Source organism: Mesorhizobium sp. B2-5-3 (assembly GCF_006441005.1).
Taxonomy (GTDB): domain Bacteria; phylum Pseudomonadota; class Alphaproteobacteria; order Rhizobiales; family Rhizobiaceae; genus Mesorhizobium.
The window spans coordinates 310,201-328,858 of the sequence record NZ_VFUS01000003.1 but is presented as its reverse complement, the minus strand read 5'-3'; the positions used below and the strand labels follow the sequence as shown (position 1 = coordinate 328,858).

The window sequence follows — 18,658 nt, the reverse complement described above, 5'->3', positions numbered from 1 at the left end:
CGGAGTTCCCGCCATGCCTGTCCTGCTCAAGGGGTCCTGCCGCTGCAATGCCGTTCGTTTCGAGGTGGAAAGCCACACGCCCGTGCCATTCATGCTGTGCTACTGCTCGATCTGCCGCAAGCAGCAGGGCGGCGGCGGTTTTGCCATCAATCTCGGCGCCGACTACGAGACGATGACCATCCGCGGCAAGAGCAGCCTCGGCGTCTATCGGGCCGAGATCGAGGACGACGAACATCCGCATTGCGAAATCTCGACCGGAGAGCGCAATTTCTGCCGCAAATGCGGATCGGCGCTGTGGCTCTACGACCCGACCTGGCCGGAACTCGTCCATCCCTTCGCCTCGGCGATCGACAGCGACCTGCCGAAACCGCCAAGCAAGGTGCATCTGATGCTGAAATACAAGGCCAACTGGGTCGAGCCCGATGTCGGGCCGAGCGACAAGGTGTTCGACGTCTATCCCGAGGAATCGATCGCCGACTGGCATAAGCGGACCGGGACGTGGGTGGAGTGAGTGTCTTCGCTGCGTTCTAAGGGAGGTGAGGAGTGGTCTGCGCAGCAGGCGGGAAGCCAATTGCGCGGCTTTTCGAATGACGAACGCCGGCAGCGGGGCTATCGCTGCCCCTCATCCGGCCCTGGGGGACACCTTCTCCCCGTAAACGGGACGAAGGAAGGTCAGGCGGAGGCGCGTGCTTCTGCCAGCGCCTTGAGGTCGGCCGGCTTCAGTTCGACGGATTCGCCGCAGCCGCAGGCCGAGCTCTGGTTCGGGTTGCGGAAGGTGAAGCCGGTGCGCAGCGTCGTCTGCTCGAAATCCATCTCGGTGCCGAACAGGAAAAGTGCTGCTTCCGGCGCGACATAGACATGGGCGCCGTCGCGCTCGATGTGGTCGTCCTTGGTATTGGGTTCGGTCACCAGGTCGACCGTGTATTCCATGCCGGCGCAACCGCCCTTCTTGATACCGAGGCGAATGCCATGCGCATTCTCACGCGTGGCAACGATCTCGCGCACCCGGTCGGCGGCCTTTTCGGTCATCGTGATGACGGCAAAGCGTCCCATCTTTTTCCTTCTCCATTCCATGCAGGTTCAAGGCCTGCCGAATGATTCCTCACCTAAAATGGTGAAGTTTTACCACTGGCGCAAGTGTGCCGGACTCAAGGTCAATACCAGCCCACCGCCACCTGCGCCTCTTCCGACATGCGATCGGGCGACCAGGGCGGGTCGAATGTCATGTTGACCTCGACGCCCGACACGCCTTCGACGGCGCCGACGGCGTTCTCAACCCAGCCCGGCATCTCGCCGGCCACCGGGCAGCCGGGCGCGGTCAGCGTCATGTCGATCTTGACCGAACGGTCGTCCTCGATGTCGATCTTGTAGACGAGGCCAAGCTCGTAAATATCGGCCGGGATTTCCGGGTCGTAGACCGTCTTCAGCGCCGAGACGATGTCGTCGGTCAGCCGCGCCAGTTCGTCGGCGGGAATTGCGGAGGCGGAAACCACCGCATTGGCGGCCGCGTCGGGAACAGCATCGGTGGCTGTGCTGGCATCTTCCATTATCGTCACCCGAAAAACTTGCGCGCTTTTTCCAACGCATCAGCCAAAGCATCGACTTCGGCTCGCGTATTATACATGCCGAACGACGCCCTGCATGTGGAGGTTACGCCGAAGCGTTTCAACAGGGGCTGGGCGCAATGGGTGCCCGCGCGCACAGCCACGCCTTGCCGGTCGATCACCATCGACACGTCATGGGCATGAATGCCTTGCAGCTCGAACGAGATGATGGCGCCCTTGCCGGGCGCGTCGCCGAAGATGCGCAGCGAGTTGATGGCGCGCAGCCGCTCGTGCGCATAGTCCTTCAAATCGGCCTCGTGCGCGGCGATGCGCTCGCGGCCGATCTTTTCCATGTAATCGAGCGCGGCGCCGAGCCCGATCGCCTGGACGATCGGCGGCGTACCGGCCTCGAAGCGGTGCGGCGGGTCGTTGTAGGTGACGATGTCTTCGGTCACCTCCTCGATCATCTCGCCGCCACCCATGAACGGACGCATGCGCTGCAAGATGTCCTTCTTGCCATAGAGCACACCGATGCCGGAGGGACCGTAGACCTTGTGGCCGGTGAAGACGAAGAAATCGCAGTCGAGGTCCTGCACGTCGATGGGCATATGGACGGCGCTCTGGCTGCCGTCGACGAGCACGGGAATGCCGCGCGAATGCGCGATGCGCACGATCTCCTTGATCGGCGTCACCGTGCCCAGCGCGTTCGACATCTGCGTGATGGCGACCAGCTTTGTGCGGCCGGTCAGTCGCTTCTCGAATTCCTCGATGTGGAAGACGCCGAGATCGTCGACCGGCACCCACACCAGTTTGGCGCCCTGCCGCTCGCGGATGAAATGCCATGGCACGATGTTGGAGTGGTGCTCCATGATCGACAGCACGATCTCGTCGCCCTCGCCGATATTGGGCATGCCATAGCCATAGGCGACCGTGTTGATCGCCGATGTCGTGTTCGAGGTGAAGACGATATTGTCGGTGCTCGGCGCATTGAGGAAGCGGCGAACCGTCTCCCGCGCCTTCTCATAGGAATCGGTCGCTGCATTGGACAGGAAGTGCAGGCCGCGATGGACGTTGGCGTATTCCTGGGCATAGGCGTGCTGGACCGCGTCGAGCACCGCCTGCGGCTTCTGCGCCGAGGCGCCATTGTCGAGATAGACGAGAGGTTTGCCGTAGACTTCGCGTGACAGAATCGGGAAATCGCGGCGGATCGCCTCGACATCGTAGGTTTCGACTTTCTGGTCCATCATAAGCTCTCTTGAGGCACCGCCTCATTCCGTGCAACGCCCCTCATCCGTCTCGGCGCTTCGCGCCGATCCACCTTCTCCCACAAGGGGAGAAGGTCAGGCGCTCTTCCTTCTCCCCTTGTGGGAGAAGGTGGCCGCGAAGCGGCCGGATCAGGGGTGTTCGCCGGAGCGAGCCCTATCCACTCATCCATGCGCCGCAAACCAGCCGTCGAGCCTGGTCTCCAGGGCCTCGACGATCACCTCGTCGTCCAGCTCCTCGATCACCTCGGCGATGAAGGCCTTCACCAGCAGACCACGGGCGCTCTTCTCGTCGATGCCGCGCGCCATCAGGTAAAACAGATGGTTGTGGTCGATCTCGGTGACGGTGGCGCCATGACCGCAGACCACGTCGTCGGCGAAGATTTCGAGTTCCGGCTTGGTCGAGAACTCGCCGTCGTCCGACAGAAGCAGCGTGTTGCAAGCCATTTTGGCGTTGGTCTTCTGCGCGTATTGATGGACGTTGATGCGGCCCTGGAAGACGCCACGGGCCTTGCCGGTCACGACATTGCGGATCACTTCCGTCGACGTGGTGTGCGGCACCGCATGATCGAGCACCATGGTGGTGTCCGTGTGGGCGTCGCCGGCCAGCAGGTTGATGCCGCGCAACTGGAAGTCGGCGCCCTCGCCCGTCGTCTTCACCACGACCTCCTGGCGCACGAGCTTGCCGCCGGCGTTCATAACGAACAGCGTTAGCTTCGCATTCTTGCCGATATGAGCCTTGAACTGCGCCAGATGCGTTGCCGTGTCCGGCTGCTCCTGGATGATCAGCCACGTCACCTCGGCGCCTTCGCCGAGCACGAGCTGGCTGACCGAGCTGACAAGGGCCGCGCCCTCGCCGGCCTGGCGTTCGACGATCACAGCCTTGGCGTCGGCGCCGGCGCGCACGGCCAGGCGTACATGCGTCTGGCCGCCGGCCTGCAGGTTTTGCAATTCGATCGGCTTTTCCACTTGGGTGCCATCGGCGATGTCGACGAAATAACCGTCGGCGACGAAAGCCGTGTTCAACGCCCCGATGGCATCGTCGCTGCCGTAGGGATCGAGCCCAGGCGCGATGCTGCCGTCGGTCAGTTTCTCCGACAGGCACTGGACGCTGACGCCTTCGATTGCGGGCGTTTTGGCGCTCGACACGCCGTTGAGAAGCGGCAACACGGTGGAACCTTCAACGACTGGCGCGATGGCTTTGGCCACGGCCGTCGGGTCGAAGTCCGGCACCGCATTCAGCAGCCGGCGCAGGTCGGTGTAGTGCCAGGATTCGATACGCCGGGTCGGCAGTCCGTGCTTCACCGCCTCGATGGCGTCGTCGCGCTTCAACATCACCGCGCCGTCGCCCGGCAGCAGCGACAACCGTTCGCCGAAAGCGTCGATCAACGCTGTTTCGGCCGGTGTCCGCTGGGGTTGTGTGTGCATGTTCATCAGTTTGACCTTGCCTTCTGGCATCTCACGCGGCTTCACCGATCACGCCGGCATAGCCATTGGCCTCGAGGTCGAGCGCCAGCGACTTGTCGCCGGACTTGATGACCTGGCCCTTGTAGAGCACGTGCACGGTGTCGGGCACGATGTGTTCGAGCAGCCGCTGATAGTGCGTGATGACGACGATGGCGCGCTCGGGCGAGCGCAACGCGTTGACGCCATCGGAGACGATCTTGAGCGCATCGATGTCGAGCCCGGAATCGGTCTCGTCAAGCACGCAGAGCTTTGGCTCCAAAAGCTTCATCTGCAGAATCTCGGCGCGCTTCTTCTCGCCGCCGGAGAAGCCGACATTGAGCGGCCGCTTGAGCATGTTCATGTCCATGTTGAGCGAGGCTGCGGCATCCTTCACCCGCTTCAGGAATTCGGGGATCTTCAGCGGCTCCTCGCCGCGCGCCTTGCGCTGCTCGTTCATGGCAACCTTCAGGAACTCCATAGTCGCCACGCCCGGTATCTCCATCGGATACTGGAAGGCCAGGAAAATCCCCGACGTCGCGCGCTCGGCCGGATCCATTTCGAGGATAGATTGGCCGTTGTAGAGGATATCGCCCTCGGTGACCTCGTAGTCCTCGCGGCCGGCGAGAATGTAGGACAGCGTCGACTTGCCCGAGCCATTCGGCCCCATGATGGCCGCGACCTCGCCGGCTTTTACCGAGAGATTCAGGCCGCGGATGATTTCGGTGCCGTCATCGACGATGCGGGCATGCAGGTTCTTGATCTCAAGCATTCTTTTCTTCCTGAATATCTGTCCGGTCAGCCGACCGAGCCCTCGAGCGAAATCCCGATCAGCTTCTGTGCCTCGACGGCGAATTCCATCGGCAGCTGCTGGATGACGTCCTTGACGAACCCGTTGACGATCAGCGCGATCGCTTCCTCCTCCGGAATGCCGCGCTGCATGACATAGAATTTCTGGTCCTCGGAAATCTTCGATGTCGTCGCTTCGTGCTCGAACTGCGCGGTCGCGTTCTTGGCTTCCATGTAAGGCACCGTGTGGGCGCCGCACTGGTCGCCGATCAGCAGCGAGTCGCAATTGGTGAAGTTGCGCGCATTGGTCGCCTTGCGATGCGCCGAAACCTGGCCGCGATAAGTGTTCTGCGAAAAACCGGCGGCGATGCCCTTGGAGATGATGCGGCTCGACGTGTTCTTGCCGAGATGGATCATCTTGGTGCCGCTGTCGACCTGTTGGTAGCCGTTCGACACGGCGATCGAATAGAACTCGCCGCTGGAATCGTCGCCGCGCAGGATGCAGCTCGGGTATTTCCACGTGATCGCCGAGCCGGTCTCGACCTGCGTCCACGAGATCTTCGAGCGGTGGCCACGGCAATCGCCGCGCTTGGTAACGAAGTTATAGATGCCGCCCTTGCCCTCGGCGTCGCCGGGGTACCAGTTCTGCACCGTCGAATATTTGATCTCGGCATCGTCTAGCGCCACCAGTTCGACGACCGCCGCATGGAGCTGGTTCTCGTCGCGCTGCGGCGCCGTGCAGCCTTCGAGATAGGAGACGTAGGCCCCCTCCTCGGCGATGATCAGCGTGCGCTCGAACTGGCCGGTGTTCTTCTCATTCATGCGGAAATAGGTCGACAGTTCCATCGGGCAGCGAACGCCCTTGGGCACGAAGACAAACGAGCCGTCGGTGAAGACGGCCGAATTCAGCGTCGCATAAAAATTATCCGACGTCGGCACGACCGAGCCGAGATATTTCTTCACCAGTTCCGAATGCTCGCGGATGGCTTCCGAGATCGAGCAGAAGATGACGCCCGCCTGCGCCAGTTCCTTCTTGAACGTGGTGACGACGGATACCGAATCGAACACGGCGTCGACGGCGACGCGGCCGGACTTGTAGACATTGTCGCTGGCTTCCTCGAGTTCGGACGCATCGGTCTTCTGCACGCCGGCCAGGATCTCCTGCTCCTTCAGCGGAATGCCGAGTTTCTCGTAGACCTTCAAGATCTCCGGATCGACGTCGCTGAGCGAGCTCGGTCCGGGCGTGCTCTTCGGCGCCGCGTAGTAATAGATGTCCTGGAAATCGATCTTGGGATAGTTGACGCGCGCCCAGGTCGGCTCTTCCAGCGTCAGCCAGCGCCGATAGGCTTCCAGACGCCATTCCAGCATCCAGGACGGTTCGTCCTTCTTCGCCGAAATGAAACGGATGATGTCTTCGCTCAGGCCCTTGGGGGCCTTGTCGACAGCGATTTCGGTCTGGAACCCGTATTTGTATTGGTCGACGTCGATCTTTCGGACCCGATCGATCGTGTCCTGCACAGCAGGCATATGCGTTCTCCATCCACGCCGGGGTCAAGGCCCGACAGTTTTCAAACTATGGCACCGCCGGATAAGCACCCAAGGAGCACCCGCGGCGGCGTAAGTTTCATATAGTGCGCCTCGGCCGGAAATTCACCCGGCCAGCATGAAACGCACGGCTCTACCAGGCCGAAAGGCCCAAATTCGTCCAACCGCTACGCGGCCTTCTCCTTGCCCACCCGACGTGCGGCGATTTCTGCCAACGCCAGGCGGAACGCCTCGATGTCCTGCGCGCCGGTCGCCGCGCCGATCGACAAGCGCAACGCACCCGGACTGTCACCTTGACCCATGGCCTTCAGCACATGGCTCGGACCGACTTTACCCGACGAGCAGGCGGAACCCGCCGACAGCGCCACACCGGCCAGGTCGAAGGCGATCTGTACAGTCTCGGCCTTGACGCCGGGAATAGCGAAGAATGTCGTGTTGGCAAGCCTCGGCGCGCCAGTTCCGAAGATTTCCACGTCCGGTATCAACATTTTAACGATGGCCTCGATCTCGTCGCGACGCCGACGCAGGGCATCGATGGCCTCCAATCCGATGAGAGCCTCCCGCGCCGCCGCGCCAAATCCCGCAATGCCGGGCAGGTTCTCGGTGCCGCCGCGATGGCCCTTTTCCTGGCCACCGCCGTTGATGAGCGGCTTCGGCATCATCAGATCGGCAGCGGCGACGATGGCGCCGACGCCCTTGGGGCCGCCAATCTTGTGCGACGACAGTATCAGATAGTCGGCGTAACCCGCCGAAATGTCGATCGAAATGCGCCCTGCCGCCTGAACCGCGTCTACGACGAGGACACCGTCGACCGCCTTTACGATTTCGGCGATACGATCGACCGGCTGGATGACACCAGTCTCATTGTTGGCGGCATGGATTGCCACCAGCGGCAGGCCGGCGGCCTTATCGTGCGCGGCAAGCGCGTTTGCCATTGCTTCGAGGTCGACAATTCCATTGGCGTCGACGCCGATCCGCGTCACCTGCGAGGCCGGGAAGGACCCGCCGTTCAACAGGCAGGGGTGGTCGGCTTCGCAGACATAGAGATGGCTCATGCGGATGGTCCCGCGCCCCATCCGCCAATCGGGCGTCAGCAGCGTCGAGGCGGCTTCCGTGGCGCCTGACGTGAACACGACATGCCCAGCCTTGGCCTTCACCAATTCCGCCACATCACGCCTTGCAGTTTCGATCAGGCGACGCGCCGCACGCCCTTCGGCATGGACCGATGATGGGTTGGCGGCCACATCGAGCGCCGCGACCATAGCCTCGCGTGCCGCTGCAAGCAGGGGCGCACTGGCATTGTAGTCGAGATAGGCGCGCATTCCGGCCATTTTCTTCCAGTTGGTCCCGTCAGAAGCCATTCCACCGAGATATCGCGTTATTTCCTTGAAATTCCAAGGCAAGCCGTCCTATTTACGCGGCTTGCGGCGCGGGCAGCCGGACGATTGCGTTCCGGCCACCCAGTTTTGAACAATTCTAAACTAGCTTCTATGAAGACGCTCGCCCTGCGTCAAGGCCAGAGGAAGGTTCTCCGGGCGCCGCGCATTCTTATTACCCAAGTTGGAGTATTTCATGCCTGAGGTCATTTTCACCGGTCCGGCCGGCCGTCTGGAGGGTCGATACCAGCCCTCGAAGGAAAAGAGCGCGCCGATTGCCATTGTCTTGCATCCGCACCCGCAATTCGGCGGGACGATGAACAACAAAATCGTCTACGACCTCTTCTACATGTTCCAGAAGCGCGACTTCACCACGCTGCGCTTCAATTTCCGCGGCATCGGGCGCAGCCAAGGCGAATTCGATCACGGTACCGGCGAATTGTCGGATGCGGCCGCCGCACTCGACTGGGTGCAGTCGCTGCATCCGGATTCCAAGAGTTGCTGGGTTGCCGGCTATTCGTTCGGCTCGTGGATCGGCATGCAGCTTTTGATGCGCCGGCCCGAGATCGAAGGCTTCATCTCGGTCGCGCCGCAACCCAACACCTACGACTTTTCCTTCCTGGCGCCCTGCCCCTCCTCGGGGCTCATCATCCATGGCGACGCTGACAAGGTGGCGCCGCCGAAGGACGTGCAAGGCCTGGTCGACAAGCTGCACACGCAAAAGGGCATCACCATCACGCAGAAGACCTTGCCCGGCGCCAATCATTTCTTCGCCAACGATGCCGAACTGCTGATCGAGGAATGCGCGGATTATCTCGATCGCCGGCTGGCCGGCGAATTGTCGGATCCGCGCCCGAAGCGGCTGCGCTAAGGACGGATAATCGCAATGTACCAGCCTCCTCATTTCCAGGAAACACGGCCGGACGTGCTGCACGGGCTGATCCGGGCACATCCACTCGGCCTGCTGGTTTCCAGCGGACCCGAGGGGCCGGTCGCCGACGCCATTCCGTTCCTGATCGACGCCGATGTCGGGCCAAACGGCAGGCTGCGCGCACATCTGGCTAGAGCCAATCCGCAATGGCGGCTTATCGCCGACAATCCGGCCTCGACGGTGCTGATCGTCTTCCAGGGTACCGACGCCTATGTGACGCCGTCCTGGTACGAGACCAAGCGCGAGACCGGCAAGGTGGTGCCAACCTGGAACTATGCCATCGTGCAGGTGCGCGGCACCGCGAAGGTGATCGATGATCAGGACTGGCTGGCGCGGCAGATCGCCGACCTGACGGCTTCGCAGGAAGGCACGCGTGAGGCGCCATGGGCGGTAACGGATGCGCCTGCCCCGTTCATTCAGTCGCAGATCAAGGGCATCATCGGGCTGGAGATCGAGATCGGCGAAATCCATGGCAAATGGAAGGTCAGCCAGAACCGTCCCGTCGCGGATCGCGCAGGCGTTGCGCACGGGCTTGAAAGCGAGACGGCAAATTCGTCCGACATGGTGAACCTGGTAAGGTCCTATGGCGGACTGAACGGCGACTAAATCCCAGGTTCGATGGATCAGACGGCCGTTCGGCTTGTTCGACCGATCAGCCGAAACGTCTGCTTGCGCACCGGCAATCCCGATCGTGTCGGGCTGAAGATGAAGCCGAGCCGGGCAAAGACCAGTCCGCAAACCAGCGCGAAGGCAAAGCCAAGACCAAAGCCGGCCACGGTATCACTCGGATAATGCGCGCCGACGAAGACCCGCGTCGAGGCGATGCAGGCCGTGATCGGCAAGGCGATGTACCAGCGCCGCGGGAACAAAAGCAGCAGGATGCCGAACACGGCCCCCATGGTCGTGGCGTGACCGGACGGGAAACCGGCAAAGCGCGCATCGAAGGCGAAGGGACGCAGCGAGAGCACGCCGAGATCCTGAAAATAGAGCGGACGCGCCCGGCCGACCGCATATTTCAGGACATTGACCAGCAGGCCGGACAGACCGACGGCGCTCAGTGCAAGGAACGCCAGGCAGGTCCAGTTGTAGACGAGCATCAATGACCGCCGCGACAGGTTTCGCCAGTCCGTCAGATTGGCCCCTATGAGCAAGAGTGCCGGCGGGATGAGATACCAGCCGCCCAGGCCGAACTGTGTCAGGAACTCGGCGAGCCGGCCGAAGCCCGCCGACCACCGGCCGTGCAGCAATCCCGCAGGCGTGTCGAGGCCGGCGAATGCCGCTGCCGTGAGCAAAATCCAGGCCGAGATCCAGAGCGGCCATAGGACCTTGGGATACGAGGCGGAACGAGCGGCGAAGCGCCCTCTGACGATCCGCAGCGTGTCGCGGAAATTTCCAACGGACCGACGCACCACCGCAGCGGGCGCAATGGAAACGGAAGGGCGCGGTTTCACCAGCATTGAAAACCCGATCCCATTGTCGAACTCATTGGGCGATACGGTAGAGGCCGAGCGACATTTTGTCTCCCGATGAAAAGTTGAGCCCGTCGACCGTCGTAAGATGGCTCGCCGCCTTGCCTTGCCCCGCCAGCAATCCATCGAGTTTCTGCTGATCCTCGACCGGCGTCAGTCCCAGCGCGCAGGCGGGGTCGGCAAGCAGATGCTTTGCCACGCCATCGATGTCGGTCAGTATCGTTTTCGTGCCCACCAGGAACACAAGGCTCGGCTCGTGATACTGCGACGACGCCAGCACCGAGGTGTCGCAAGGCTTGTAGACGCGCACAGCCTGGTCGATCGCCGGGCTCAGCCATATCGGCTTCAAGGACGGGGCGATGACACCAAACAGCAACCCGTAGGCGATGCCCGCACAGGCGGCGACGGCGCCGATACGGGCAAGCGGCACTTGCAGCTGTCGCGAGAAGGCCAGGTAGCCGGCGCCGAGCGCTGATGCGGCCGCCGGAATGCTCCACCACGAGAAAGTGTGGGTGAGATAGATCGGGGCGCCTACACAGACCGCGGCCAGGCCGAGGCTGACCACGACCAGGCCGAAGGCAGTCGACCACCACAACCATTGCTGCCAGCGCCGGAGCGGCGCATTGGCTTCCTGCGGCTGCAATGTCAAAAGCCAGCCGATCAGCAGCGCCATGCCGGGATAGGCCGGCAGCACGTAGTGCGGCAGCTTGGTCGGAATCAGTTCAAATACCAGCCAGAAGGGGATGTACCAGGCGAGGCAGAAGCGCAGCCTGACATCGTCGCGCAGCCGGTTGAGGGCTTGCAGGCCGGCGCCGACGGCGATCAGGCCGAACGGCCACATGAACAGCGAATAGGTCAACATGTAGAAGCCGGGCGGCAGGCCGTGCGATTCCTCGCCCTGGGCGACCTTGCCGAGCATATCCTTGCCGACGGCCTGCTGGAGGAAGGCGCCGTGGCTTTTCCAGGTGATCAGGGCGAGCCAGGGCAACACGATCAGCACGACGAGCAGCAGGCCGCGCCCCACCTTGAGCTTCGACAGCCAGCGCCCGTCGCGTTCGAATGCAAACAAGACAGCGATGGTGAGCGCCGACAGCAGTGGGGCGATCGGCCCCTTGATGAGGATCGCGGCCCCTTGCGCCAGCCAGAATATCCACCACAGATGGCCGGCGACGGGCTCGTTGCGGCGCGATGCCAGGTAAATCTGCGCCAGCGCGCCCTGCGCCGCCACGCAGCAGGCCAGCAGCATCGCATCGGTCTTGGCGTCGCGGCCCTCGAAGGCGGTGGCGAAGATCGCCGCCATCACCAGGCCGGCGGCGATGCCGGCACTGGCTCCGAAAAGCCTGGTGCCCGTCCAGGCGATGCCGAGAACGGCCAGGGCGATGCCCAGCGTCGACACCAGGCGGTAGACCCATATTGGTGCGGCGGCGCCCTTGCCGCTTAGAGCCACGGCCGCGGATTGCAGCCAATAGATGCCGATCGGCTTCTGGTAGCGCGAAGCGTCCTGAAAGCGGATGTCGACATAATCGCCGCTCTCGACCATCTGCTTGGTGGCCTGGACGAAGCGCGGCTCGTCACGGTCCAGCGGCGGCATGGACGCAAGTCCCGACACCGTCATCACCAGGCTGAACAGGAAAAGAAGGATGTAGTTCCTGTTCAGCGCCATATTCCAGCCTCTCCGACCATTCTTCCCTGATGCGCAAAGCCGCTCAATCGACCTTCGTCATCGCCGCCTTGCGTTCATTGGCGATCAGCCAGAGATTTCTGATGTAGATGAACAAGCCCATGCCCTGGCCGGCGATGAACACCGGGTCCTGCCGCTTGATCGCATAAATCAGCAACAGACCTCCGCCGAACAGCGAGAAGAACCAGAAGGCGATCGGCACGACGCTTCGCTTGGCCTTTTCCGATGCGAGCCACTGCACGACGAAGCGCATGGTGAAAAAGAACTGGGCGACGAAGCCGAGCAGGATCCACGCGTTGAACTGTTCGATGAAGACCCGGTGGATCCAGGTCACCAGTTCCTGAAGCACGTTAACCATGCGTGATTTCCTCTACTTTTGGCATCCGGCGACGCCTGCGGCGCAGCCACCAGACGCCGCAGAGATCGAGCACGCCCTGCAGGCCACGGTCGAAAATTCCGTAGTTCGACTTGCCGTGGCGGCGGGAGCGGTCGACGACGTCGCAATGCACGACATGGTATCCTTCCTGGATGACCAGCGCCGGAACGAAACGATGGGTGCCGTCGAAGAACGGCAGCTTGCGCAGGATCTCGGTGTGGACCGCCTTCAGGCCGCAGCCTGTGTCGCGCGTCTCGTCATGCAGGATGGCGTTTCTCAGCCAGTTGGCGAACCGCGATGCCAGTTGCTTGACCTTGCTGTCGCGGCGCTTCAGGCGCTGCCCTTGCGCGGCGCCGTAGCCGGGCCCGGCCCGCCGCAAGGCGTCGACCAGCATGGGAATGTACTGAGGATCGTTCTGGCCATCGCCGTCGATCGTGGCGACGATGCTTCCGCGCGCCGCCCAGGCGCCGGAGCGTACCGAGAGGCTCTGGCCGGCGGATTTCTCGTGCCGCAATTCCCTGACTGGAAACGGGCGAAGTGCTGCCTGCCTGGCGAGAACGGCTGCGGTTTCGTCGGTCGAGCCGTCGTTGACGATGATCAGTTCGAAGTCGCGCCCGGTCATCGCCGCCTCGATCTCATCGATCAGCAGCGGCAGGTTTGCCGCCTCGTTCCTGCAAGGAATGACGATGGATATCAATGCGTCCGGCATGTCGCGTGGGGCTCTGTCGTCGGATATGGCATTGGGTGGATGCCGTGCGGTGCCGCTTGAGGTCGTGGGCTGCAAGGACCTTTTGGCGCGCGCCTCATTACGCCAGCACAAACAATGAAGCAAGCATCCGCGCCGAGAGGCGGCTTGCGGCGTTTCAACAACAAGTGATTGCCAAGCCCCTGGTCGAAGTGCGATCGGGCGCAAAACCGGAATCCACTTTTGCTGATCGCGCTTGGGTGCTAAACGCGCGCTTTCACATACGCCCGCGCCGGACGGGCGGACGCTTCGGGAAAGAAAAAATGCCTGCCTTCAAATCCGATTTCCTGCGCACGATGAGCGAGCGCGGCTTCATCCACCAGACTTCGGATGATGCCGGGCTGGACGATCTCTTCGCCAAGGAGACGGTGACGGCCTATATCGGCTTCGACGCGACCGCCAAGAGCCTGCACGCCGGCTCGCTGATCCAGATCATGATGTTGCACTGGCTGCAGCAGACCGGCCATCGGCCGATCGCCTTGATGGGCGGCGGCACCTCGATGATCGGCGACCCTTCCTTCAAGGACGAGGCGCGCAAGCTTCTGACCCCGCGCGACATCGACGACAATCTCGCCGGCATCCGCCGCAATTTCATGCCGTTTCTCAAATTCGGCAGCGGCCCGAATGACGCGATGATGGTCAACAACGCCGACTGGCTGATGGAGATCAACTACGTCAATTTCCTGCGCGACGTCGGCCGTCACTTTTCGGTCAACCGCATGCTGGCGTTCGATTCCGTCAAGCTGCGGCTCGACCGCGAGCAGTCGTTGTCCTTCCTCGAATTCAACTACATGATCCTGCAGGCCTACGACTTCGTCGAGCTCTACAAGCGCCTCGGCTGCCGTCTGCAGATGGGCGGCTCCGACCAGTGGGGCAACATCATCAACGGCATCGATCTCGGTCGCCGCATGGAGGACGCGCAGCTTTATGCGCTGACGACGCCGCTGCTCACCACCTCGTCGGGCGCCAAGATGGGCAAGTCCGCCACGGGCGCGGTCTGGCTCGATGCCGAGATGCTCTCGCCTTACGAATTCTGGCAGTATTGGCGCAACACCGAGGACGCCGATGTCGGCCGTTTCCTGAAGCTCTACACGACGCTGCCGTTGGACGAGGTGGCGCGCCTGGAGAAGCTCGGTGGGTCCGAGATCAACGAGGCGAAAAAGATCCTCGCCACGCAGATCACCGCGTTGCTCCATGGTCGCGGCGCCGCCGAACAGGCCAGCGAAACCGCACGCAAGACCTTCGAGGAAGGTGCCCTCGCCGAGACGCTGCCGAGCGTCGAGGTTGAAAACGCCAAGCTCGAAGCCGGCGTCGGCATCCTGGCGCTGCTGGTGACCGCCGGGCTGGCGGCGTCCAACGGCGAAGCGCGGCGGCATGTGCAAGGCGGTGCGGTGCGGCTCAATGATCAGCCTGTCAGCGATGACCGTCGCACGGTCACGCTTCAGGATTTGAGTCCGGAAAACGTCGTAAAGCTTTCACTCGGCAGGAAAAAACACATTTTGGTGCGGCCGATCTGAGGCCCCTTCACCGGTACTCGAAGATCGACCTGAATATCCCCGGCGCGATCACCGAGAGCGGGTTGATGTCGAGCAGCGGCTTGTTGGCGTTGCCCTTGAGCCGGTAGGTCACGCCGATCAGGCCGCGGTCGCGGCCATTGCCCAAAAGCGCGCCGACGATGGGCAGTTCACCGAAGATGCGGTTGAGGCCGTAGACCGGCATGAAGGTGCCGGTCATGTCCATGTTGTTGTTCTGGTCATAGAGCGTGCCCTGGAACGTCGTGCCGATGCGGGGACCGCGCAGCACGCCATTGGCCAGCCTGAGATAGCCGCTGCCCTTCTCGATCTCGGCGTAGCCTCGTTCGAACTGTACCCGCGAGGTGTCGAGCTTGCCCTTGACCGCCTGATTGAGGCTGCGGCTGTCGCCTGCCGGCGTGGTCGAGACGATGGAGGCGAGCTTCGGTTCGTTGACGACGAAGAAGTTGGTCGTGTCCACCTTGCCCTTCATCGGCCCGTCGCCCGCTCCCGACAAGGCCAGGGCAATCGCCCCACCTTCCATGTGCTCGTAGATGTTGAGGAATCTCAGTATCGCACCGGCGTCCGCCGACTGTACGTTGAGCGAGCGCCGGCCGGCGCTGCTCGTGTTGCTGATGGCTATGGCGGCTCCCGAACTTGCAGTGGCGCTGACCTTCAGCCCGTTCACCTTCGAACCGGCCGCGCTGTAATCGAGCTTGAGGTTGGACAATTGCTCGTCGTGGAAACCGGTCAGCCGATCGACGTCGGCGCTGACGGAAATCGCGTCGGCGCCCGTCGTCTTGGTCGCGGTGTCGACGTCGGAGGTGAACTGCTTGATCAGCGAGCGGGCATCCAGGGCATTGCCGCTGACGTTGACTGCATAGCCCCTGCCCGATCGCTTGACGGACACCGCCACGTCGTCGCCCCGGTTCAGGGCGACTTTGCTGAACTTTGCCGAGGACAGGGCCCCGTTGACCAGCACGATGTTGCCGTCGACGGAGAATGTCTTGCCGTCGAGGTCGAAGTCGGACAGCGTCGTGGTGTCGCCGGACGTGGTCATGACGAATGTGGCACTTGCGGGGACCCCTGCCCCCTTGCTCCATCCGGCCCAGGGAATGTCGAGCCTGGCATTGGTCAGGTCGGCCGAGACGTTCTGGTTGCCCTCCCCGCTTTTGTCGATCGCTACCTTCACTGTTCCGCCCAGCAACGGGGCCAGCCCCGGCATGGCGGCGGCGCGGATCTTGTCGTCGAGCACCAGGGCCACCTTGCGGCTGCGTGCCGGTCCGCCATCCTCCAGCGGCTCGATCAGGTCGAGTTCGGCCGGAATGCCGTTCAGGGATGCCTTGGCGGAAATGACAGCCTTTTCAGGGTCGACCGTGACGGAACCATCGGCATCCGTCACGGTCTGGCCTTCGAACGGCTTGGCCAAGGAAAGCCCGCTGTAGTCGAGCGATACCAGCCAATCGAGCTTCGAGCTGTCGACGCCGGATTGCAGCGGAATATCGGCCCTGACATGGCCGGTGACGCTGCCGGACAGGTCTTCGGGCAGGAAGCCGACATGGCGCATGGCATTGATCGGCTCGTAGGAGGCAAGTTCAGCGACCGCGGACGCTTCGCCGGCAACGTCGATGTCGAGCGCGCCGACGACCGGCGGGCGGTTGGCCGCCTTGACGGTCAGCGTGCCGTTGCTGGCCGCCACGGTGCGGCCGCTGGGCATGAAGACGGTGCCAGAGGACAGGGAGATATCGACGTCATTGCCGTGGAAGGCGACGACACCGACGGCATCGCGTATCGGCGGAATGCGGCCAGCCGTGTCGAAACGCGATCCTTCGATCTGGAAGCGGCCGAACACCTCGTCGGCGGAAAGCGGCACGCCATTGCCGAGGCGATCAGGCACCACCTGGAATTGAAGATTGGCATCGACGACGCGGCCGCCGAACAGATTGTCCAATACCCAGAGCCGTGCATTGCGCGCCGAAAACCATGGCCAAAGCTGCTTGACGTGCGAGACCGGCATGTCATGCACGTTGAGCGCCAGATTGATGCCTGGAGCCTTGCCATCAACGAACTGCACGGCCGCGGTTCCAAGGACCTCGCTGGAAGCGGCCGACCGGACTGCGATCTGATCGGCTACCAATTTATGGCTTTTGGTCTGGTAGACGCCGGCGATGCGGGCAAGGAAGGTGAGCGCTGGCTCCGGCGATTCCGAAGGCGCCAGCGTCGAGCCGTCACTGGTCAGATCGTATCGGTAGGCCGGCTCCTCTCCGGCGGCGCCGGTCGCGGGCCTGGGCCCGATCGAGCCGGCGAAATCGAAGGTCGAGCGGCCGGTCTTCAGCAACAGCCTGTCCACCTGGATCTTGTTGCTGCCGCGGACGAGCGTGGCGCCGAGATCGACATCGGCCGACAGCAGGCCACGCGTGCCGAGATCAAGCACCGATCCCCTGGACGACAGGGCAGCCGTCAGCCGCGACGCGGTGTCGTCGGCCCCCTGCGACCCTTTGAGCGTCACGCTGAGCGCCCCCAACTTGCCGCCGGACGCCATTGCGCCGCTTTCGCCGCCGTCTTCGGCGATGCCGACGGTGGCATCCAGCGACATCACGCGCCGGGTCACGGCATCGCGGCTGGCGGATGCGGCGACGGTCACCGCCTTGCCGTCGACATTTGCCTGCGAGGAGAACTCCATGCCGCCTGTCCCCGACTGCAGGACGACCGCGTCGGCGACTGTGATCAACCTGACCGCCTCGGTGTCGGGCAAAACGAATGCCACATTGTGAAGATCGATACGGTGCAGCGATTCCTCGCGCACCGCATCGAGAGCGTGATTGATGTTGGCAAAGAGCGCATCGGACAGTTTTTCGGGATCGATCAGCCCGTCCCGATTGCGCAGTTCGGCCGTCCAGTCGCCGCCCGACGGCATCGCCGCGGTAACGATGCGCGCATCGGAAATCCTGGCGCTGGTCAGCCGCACCTCGCCTCGAAGCAGCGGCAGCAGGCGGATGCCGAAACGCACCCTGCCCGCATCGGCCATGGGTTTACCGTCGCTGGCCTTCAGGCTGACGTCGCTCACCTGGAGCGCGACGAAGCTCGAACTGTCGAGGGTGATGCGGGCGGGCCCGACCGCAACATCGACATCGACGCCCGCAAGCTTCTCGATGGCGGCCTCCGCCTCGACGCGCAGCCGGTCGGCCCCTATTCCGGAGACACCGATGAGATAGACAGCCACCCCCGCCAGCAGCACCAGCGCAACGGCGCCGGCAAACAGCCGCGATAGGATACGAAAGCCGCGGCCGATCGCCGCCTGGCCGAGCGGCGGAACGCGGCAAGCCGATGGCAAGGCGCCCAGGTCGGTGATTTCATCCCGCCTGAACCTGATCTTCTCGTGCTGCGGTTGCTCCTGATCCACGCAATTTTCCGTTCTACGAACTCGCTCGTGGACGAATCCCCGCTCGACACTATATCGGTGTGGCTTCGCGCGTAACCTCAAACAAGGGCATGGATATGGCTGACCTCAATGTGGGCGATCCCGCGCCGCAATTCGAGTTGCCGCGGGACGGCGGTGGTTCGCTCAGCCTGGCCGGCTTTGCCGGCAGACCTGTCGTCCTCTACTTCTACCCACAGGACGACACCACCGGCTGCACCGCCGAAGCGATCAGCTTTTCGCAGCTGAAGCCGGAGTTCGAGAAGGCCGGCGCCGTCGTGATCGGCCTGTCGCCCGACAGCGCCAGGAAGCACGACAAGTTCAAGTCGAAATACGATCTTACCATCGACCTTGCCTCCGACGAGGAGCGCAAGGTGATCGAGGCCTGCCACCTTTGGGTCGAAAAATCGATGTATGGCCGCAAATACATGGGTGTCGAGCGCGCGACGTTCCTGATCGGCCGCGACGGGCGCATCGCCAGGATCTGGCGCAAGGTCCGCGTCAAGGGCCATGCCGAGGAGGTGCTGGAAGCTGTGCGGGCGATTTGAGGGGGCGCCTCCGCGCCCTT

The 18,658-nt window shown here is 62.9% G+C and carries 17 protein-coding genes; 5 read left to right on the top strand and 12 right to left on the bottom strand.

From position 1 onward, the window contains the following. Nucleotides 1-13: 13 nt before the first annotated feature. Entirely contained in the window at nt 14-511 is a 498-nt protein-coding gene (locus FJ867_RS09110; protein ID WP_140583375.1) for a GFA family protein, read from the top strand. A gap of 161 nt (nt 512-672) precedes the next feature. Here FJ867_RS09110 and sufA read toward each other — a convergent pair whose 3' ends face one another. The 7 genes from sufA to FJ867_RS09075 form a co-directional block, all read right to left on the bottom strand. Beyond that, complete coding sequence (sufA, locus tag FJ867_RS09105) at nt 673-1,053, bottom strand: Fe-S cluster assembly scaffold SufA (RefSeq protein WP_006206001.1); 381 nt, start codon at nt 1,051-1,053, stop codon at nt 673-675. A 101-nt stretch (nt 1,054-1,154) separates the two neighbouring features. Continuing rightward, the gene (locus FJ867_RS09100; protein ID WP_140493873.1) at nt 1,155-1,547 is read right to left on the bottom strand and encodes an SUF system Fe-S cluster assembly protein; all 393 of its coding nucleotides are present in this window, start codon (nt 1,545-1,547) and stop codon (nt 1,155-1,157) included. Between the two features lie 5 nt (nt 1,548-1,552). Further along, entirely contained in the window at nt 1,553-2,788 is a 1,236-nt protein-coding gene (locus FJ867_RS09095) for a cysteine desulfurase (protein WP_140728280.1), read from the bottom strand. Nucleotides 2,789-2,971: 183 nt separating this feature from the next. Continuing rightward, a complete protein-coding gene (gene sufD / locus FJ867_RS09090) occupies nt 2,972-4,240 on the bottom strand; it encodes a Fe-S cluster assembly protein SufD (protein ID WP_140515796.1) in 1,269 nt (422 codons plus the stop codon). A 25-nt stretch (nt 4,241-4,265) separates the two neighbouring features. Next, on the bottom strand, nt 4,266-5,021 hold the full coding sequence (gene sufC, locus FJ867_RS09085; protein WP_140564708.1) for a Fe-S cluster assembly ATPase SufC: 756 nt from the start codon (nt 5,019-5,021) through the stop codon (nt 4,266-4,268). Nucleotides 5,022-5,047: 26 nt separating this feature from the next. Continuing rightward, nucleotides 5,048-6,565, bottom strand: a complete 1,518-nt coding sequence (sufB, locus tag FJ867_RS09080; RefSeq protein ID WP_140728278.1) for a Fe-S cluster assembly protein SufB — start codon at nt 6,563-6,565, stop codon at nt 5,048-5,050. A 185-nt stretch (nt 6,566-6,750) separates the two neighbouring features. After that, on the bottom strand, nt 6,751-7,914 hold the full coding sequence (locus FJ867_RS09075; protein ID WP_140515792.1) for a cysteine desulfurase family protein: 1,164 nt from the start codon (nt 7,912-7,914) through the stop codon (nt 6,751-6,753). Between the two features lie 241 nt (nt 7,915-8,155). Here FJ867_RS09075 and FJ867_RS09070 point away from each other — a divergent pair, with 241 nt between their 5' ends. Both FJ867_RS09070 and FJ867_RS09065 read left to right on the top strand, forming a co-directional pair. Next, nucleotides 8,156-8,830, top strand: coding sequence for an alpha/beta hydrolase (locus FJ867_RS09070; protein ID WP_140493883.1), 675 nt, complete (start codon nt 8,156-8,158; stop codon nt 8,828-8,830). Nucleotides 8,831-8,845: 15 nt separating this feature from the next. Beyond that, on the top strand, nt 8,846-9,496 hold the full coding sequence (locus FJ867_RS09065; protein ID WP_140556931.1) for an FMN-binding negative transcriptional regulator: 651 nt from the start codon (nt 8,846-8,848) through the stop codon (nt 9,494-9,496). A gap of 17 nt (nt 9,497-9,513) precedes the next feature. On the opposite strand, the gene FJ867_RS09060 is transcribed toward FJ867_RS09065, so the two are convergent. From FJ867_RS09060 to FJ867_RS09045, 4 genes are all read right to left on the bottom strand, one after another. After that, entirely contained in the window at nt 9,514-10,182 is a 669-nt protein-coding gene (locus tag FJ867_RS09060) for a phosphatase PAP2 family protein (protein WP_246675029.1), read from the bottom strand. A gap of 190 nt (nt 10,183-10,372) precedes the next feature. Further along, entirely contained in the window at nt 10,373-12,022 is a 1,650-nt protein-coding gene (locus FJ867_RS09055) for a glycosyltransferase family 39 protein (RefSeq protein WP_181168341.1), read from the bottom strand. Nucleotides 12,023-12,065: 43 nt separating this feature from the next. Further along, nucleotides 12,066-12,398: a lipid-A-disaccharide synthase N-terminal domain-containing protein gene (locus FJ867_RS09050; RefSeq protein ID WP_140493889.1), complete on the bottom strand. Its 333-nt coding sequence runs from the start codon at nt 12,396-12,398 to the stop codon at nt 12,066-12,068. Then, nucleotides 12,391-13,125 (bottom strand): glycosyltransferase family 2 protein, encoded by a 735-nt coding sequence (locus FJ867_RS09045; RefSeq protein ID WP_140515786.1) that lies wholly within the window; start codon nt 13,123-13,125, stop codon nt 12,391-12,393. The genes FJ867_RS09050 and FJ867_RS09045 overlap by 8 nt, the downstream gene beginning before the upstream one ends. Nucleotides 13,126-13,424: 299 nt before the next feature. On the opposite strand from FJ867_RS09045, the gene tyrS reads away from it, so the two are divergent. Beyond that, the gene (gene tyrS, locus FJ867_RS09040; RefSeq protein ID WP_140817223.1) at nt 13,425-14,678 is read left to right on the top strand and encodes a tyrosine--tRNA ligase; all 1,254 of its coding nucleotides are present in this window, start codon (nt 13,425-13,427) and stop codon (nt 14,676-14,678) included. Nucleotides 14,679-14,685: 7 nt separating this feature from the next. Here tyrS and FJ867_RS09035 read toward each other — a convergent pair whose 3' ends face one another. Continuing rightward, nucleotides 14,686-18,075, bottom strand: a complete 3,390-nt coding sequence (locus FJ867_RS09035; protein ID WP_140817221.1) for a DUF3971 domain-containing protein — start codon at nt 18,073-18,075, stop codon at nt 14,686-14,688. A gap of 95 nt (nt 18,076-18,170) precedes the next feature. On the opposite strand from FJ867_RS09035, the gene FJ867_RS09030 reads away from it, so the two are divergent. Further along, the gene (locus FJ867_RS09030; protein ID WP_140817219.1) at nt 18,171-18,638 is read left to right on the top strand and encodes a peroxiredoxin; all 468 of its coding nucleotides are present in this window, start codon (nt 18,171-18,173) and stop codon (nt 18,636-18,638) included. Nucleotides 18,639-18,658 lie beyond the last annotated feature (20 nt).

Coding starts and splice junctions, on each gene's coding strand:
- tyrS (WP_140817223.1), top strand. CDS start 13,425: ATGCCTGCCTTCAAATCCGATTTCCTGCGCACGATGAGCGAGCGCGGC.
- sufB (WP_140728278.1), bottom strand. CDS start 6,565: ATGCCTGCTGTGCAGGACACGATCGATCGGGTCCGAAAGATCGACGTC.
- FJ867_RS09045 (WP_140515786.1), bottom strand. CDS start 13,125: ATGCCGGACGCATTGATATCCATCGTCATTCCTTGCAGGAACGAGGCG.
- FJ867_RS09095 (WP_140728280.1), bottom strand. CDS start 2,788: ATGGACCAGAAAGTCGAAACCTACGATGTCGAGGCGATCCGCCGCGAT.
- FJ867_RS09070 (WP_140493883.1), top strand. CDS start 8,156: ATGCCTGAGGTCATTTTCACCGGTCCGGCCGGCCGTCTGGAGGGTCGA.
- FJ867_RS09075 (WP_140515792.1), bottom strand. CDS start 7,914: ATGGCCGGAATGCGCGCCTATCTCGACTACAATGCCAGTGCGCCCCTG.
- FJ867_RS09100 (WP_140493873.1), bottom strand. CDS start 1,547: ATGGAAGATGCCAGCACAGCCACCGATGCTGTTCCCGACGCGGCCGCC.
- FJ867_RS09055 (WP_181168341.1), bottom strand. CDS start 12,022: ATGGCGCTGAACAGGAACTACATCCTTCTTTTCCTGTTCAGCCTGGTG.
- FJ867_RS09110 (WP_140583375.1), top strand. CDS start 14: ATGCCTGTCCTGCTCAAGGGGTCCTGCCGCTGCAATGCCGTTCGTTTC.
- FJ867_RS09050 (WP_140493889.1), bottom strand. CDS start 12,398: ATGGTTAACGTGCTTCAGGAACTGGTGACCTGGATCCACCGGGTCTTC.
- sufC (WP_140564708.1), bottom strand. CDS start 5,021: ATGCTTGAGATCAAGAACCTGCATGCCCGCATCGTCGATGACGGCACC.
- sufA (WP_006206001.1), bottom strand. CDS start 1,053: ATGGGACGCTTTGCCGTCATCACGATGACCGAAAAGGCCGCCGACCGG.
- FJ867_RS09065 (WP_140556931.1), top strand. CDS start 8,846: ATGTACCAGCCTCCTCATTTCCAGGAAACACGGCCGGACGTGCTGCAC.
- sufD (WP_140515796.1), bottom strand. CDS start 4,240: ATGAACATGCACACACAACCCCAGCGGACACCGGCCGAAACAGCGTTG.
- FJ867_RS09030 (WP_140817219.1), top strand. CDS start 18,171: ATGGCTGACCTCAATGTGGGCGATCCCGCGCCGCAATTCGAGTTGCCG.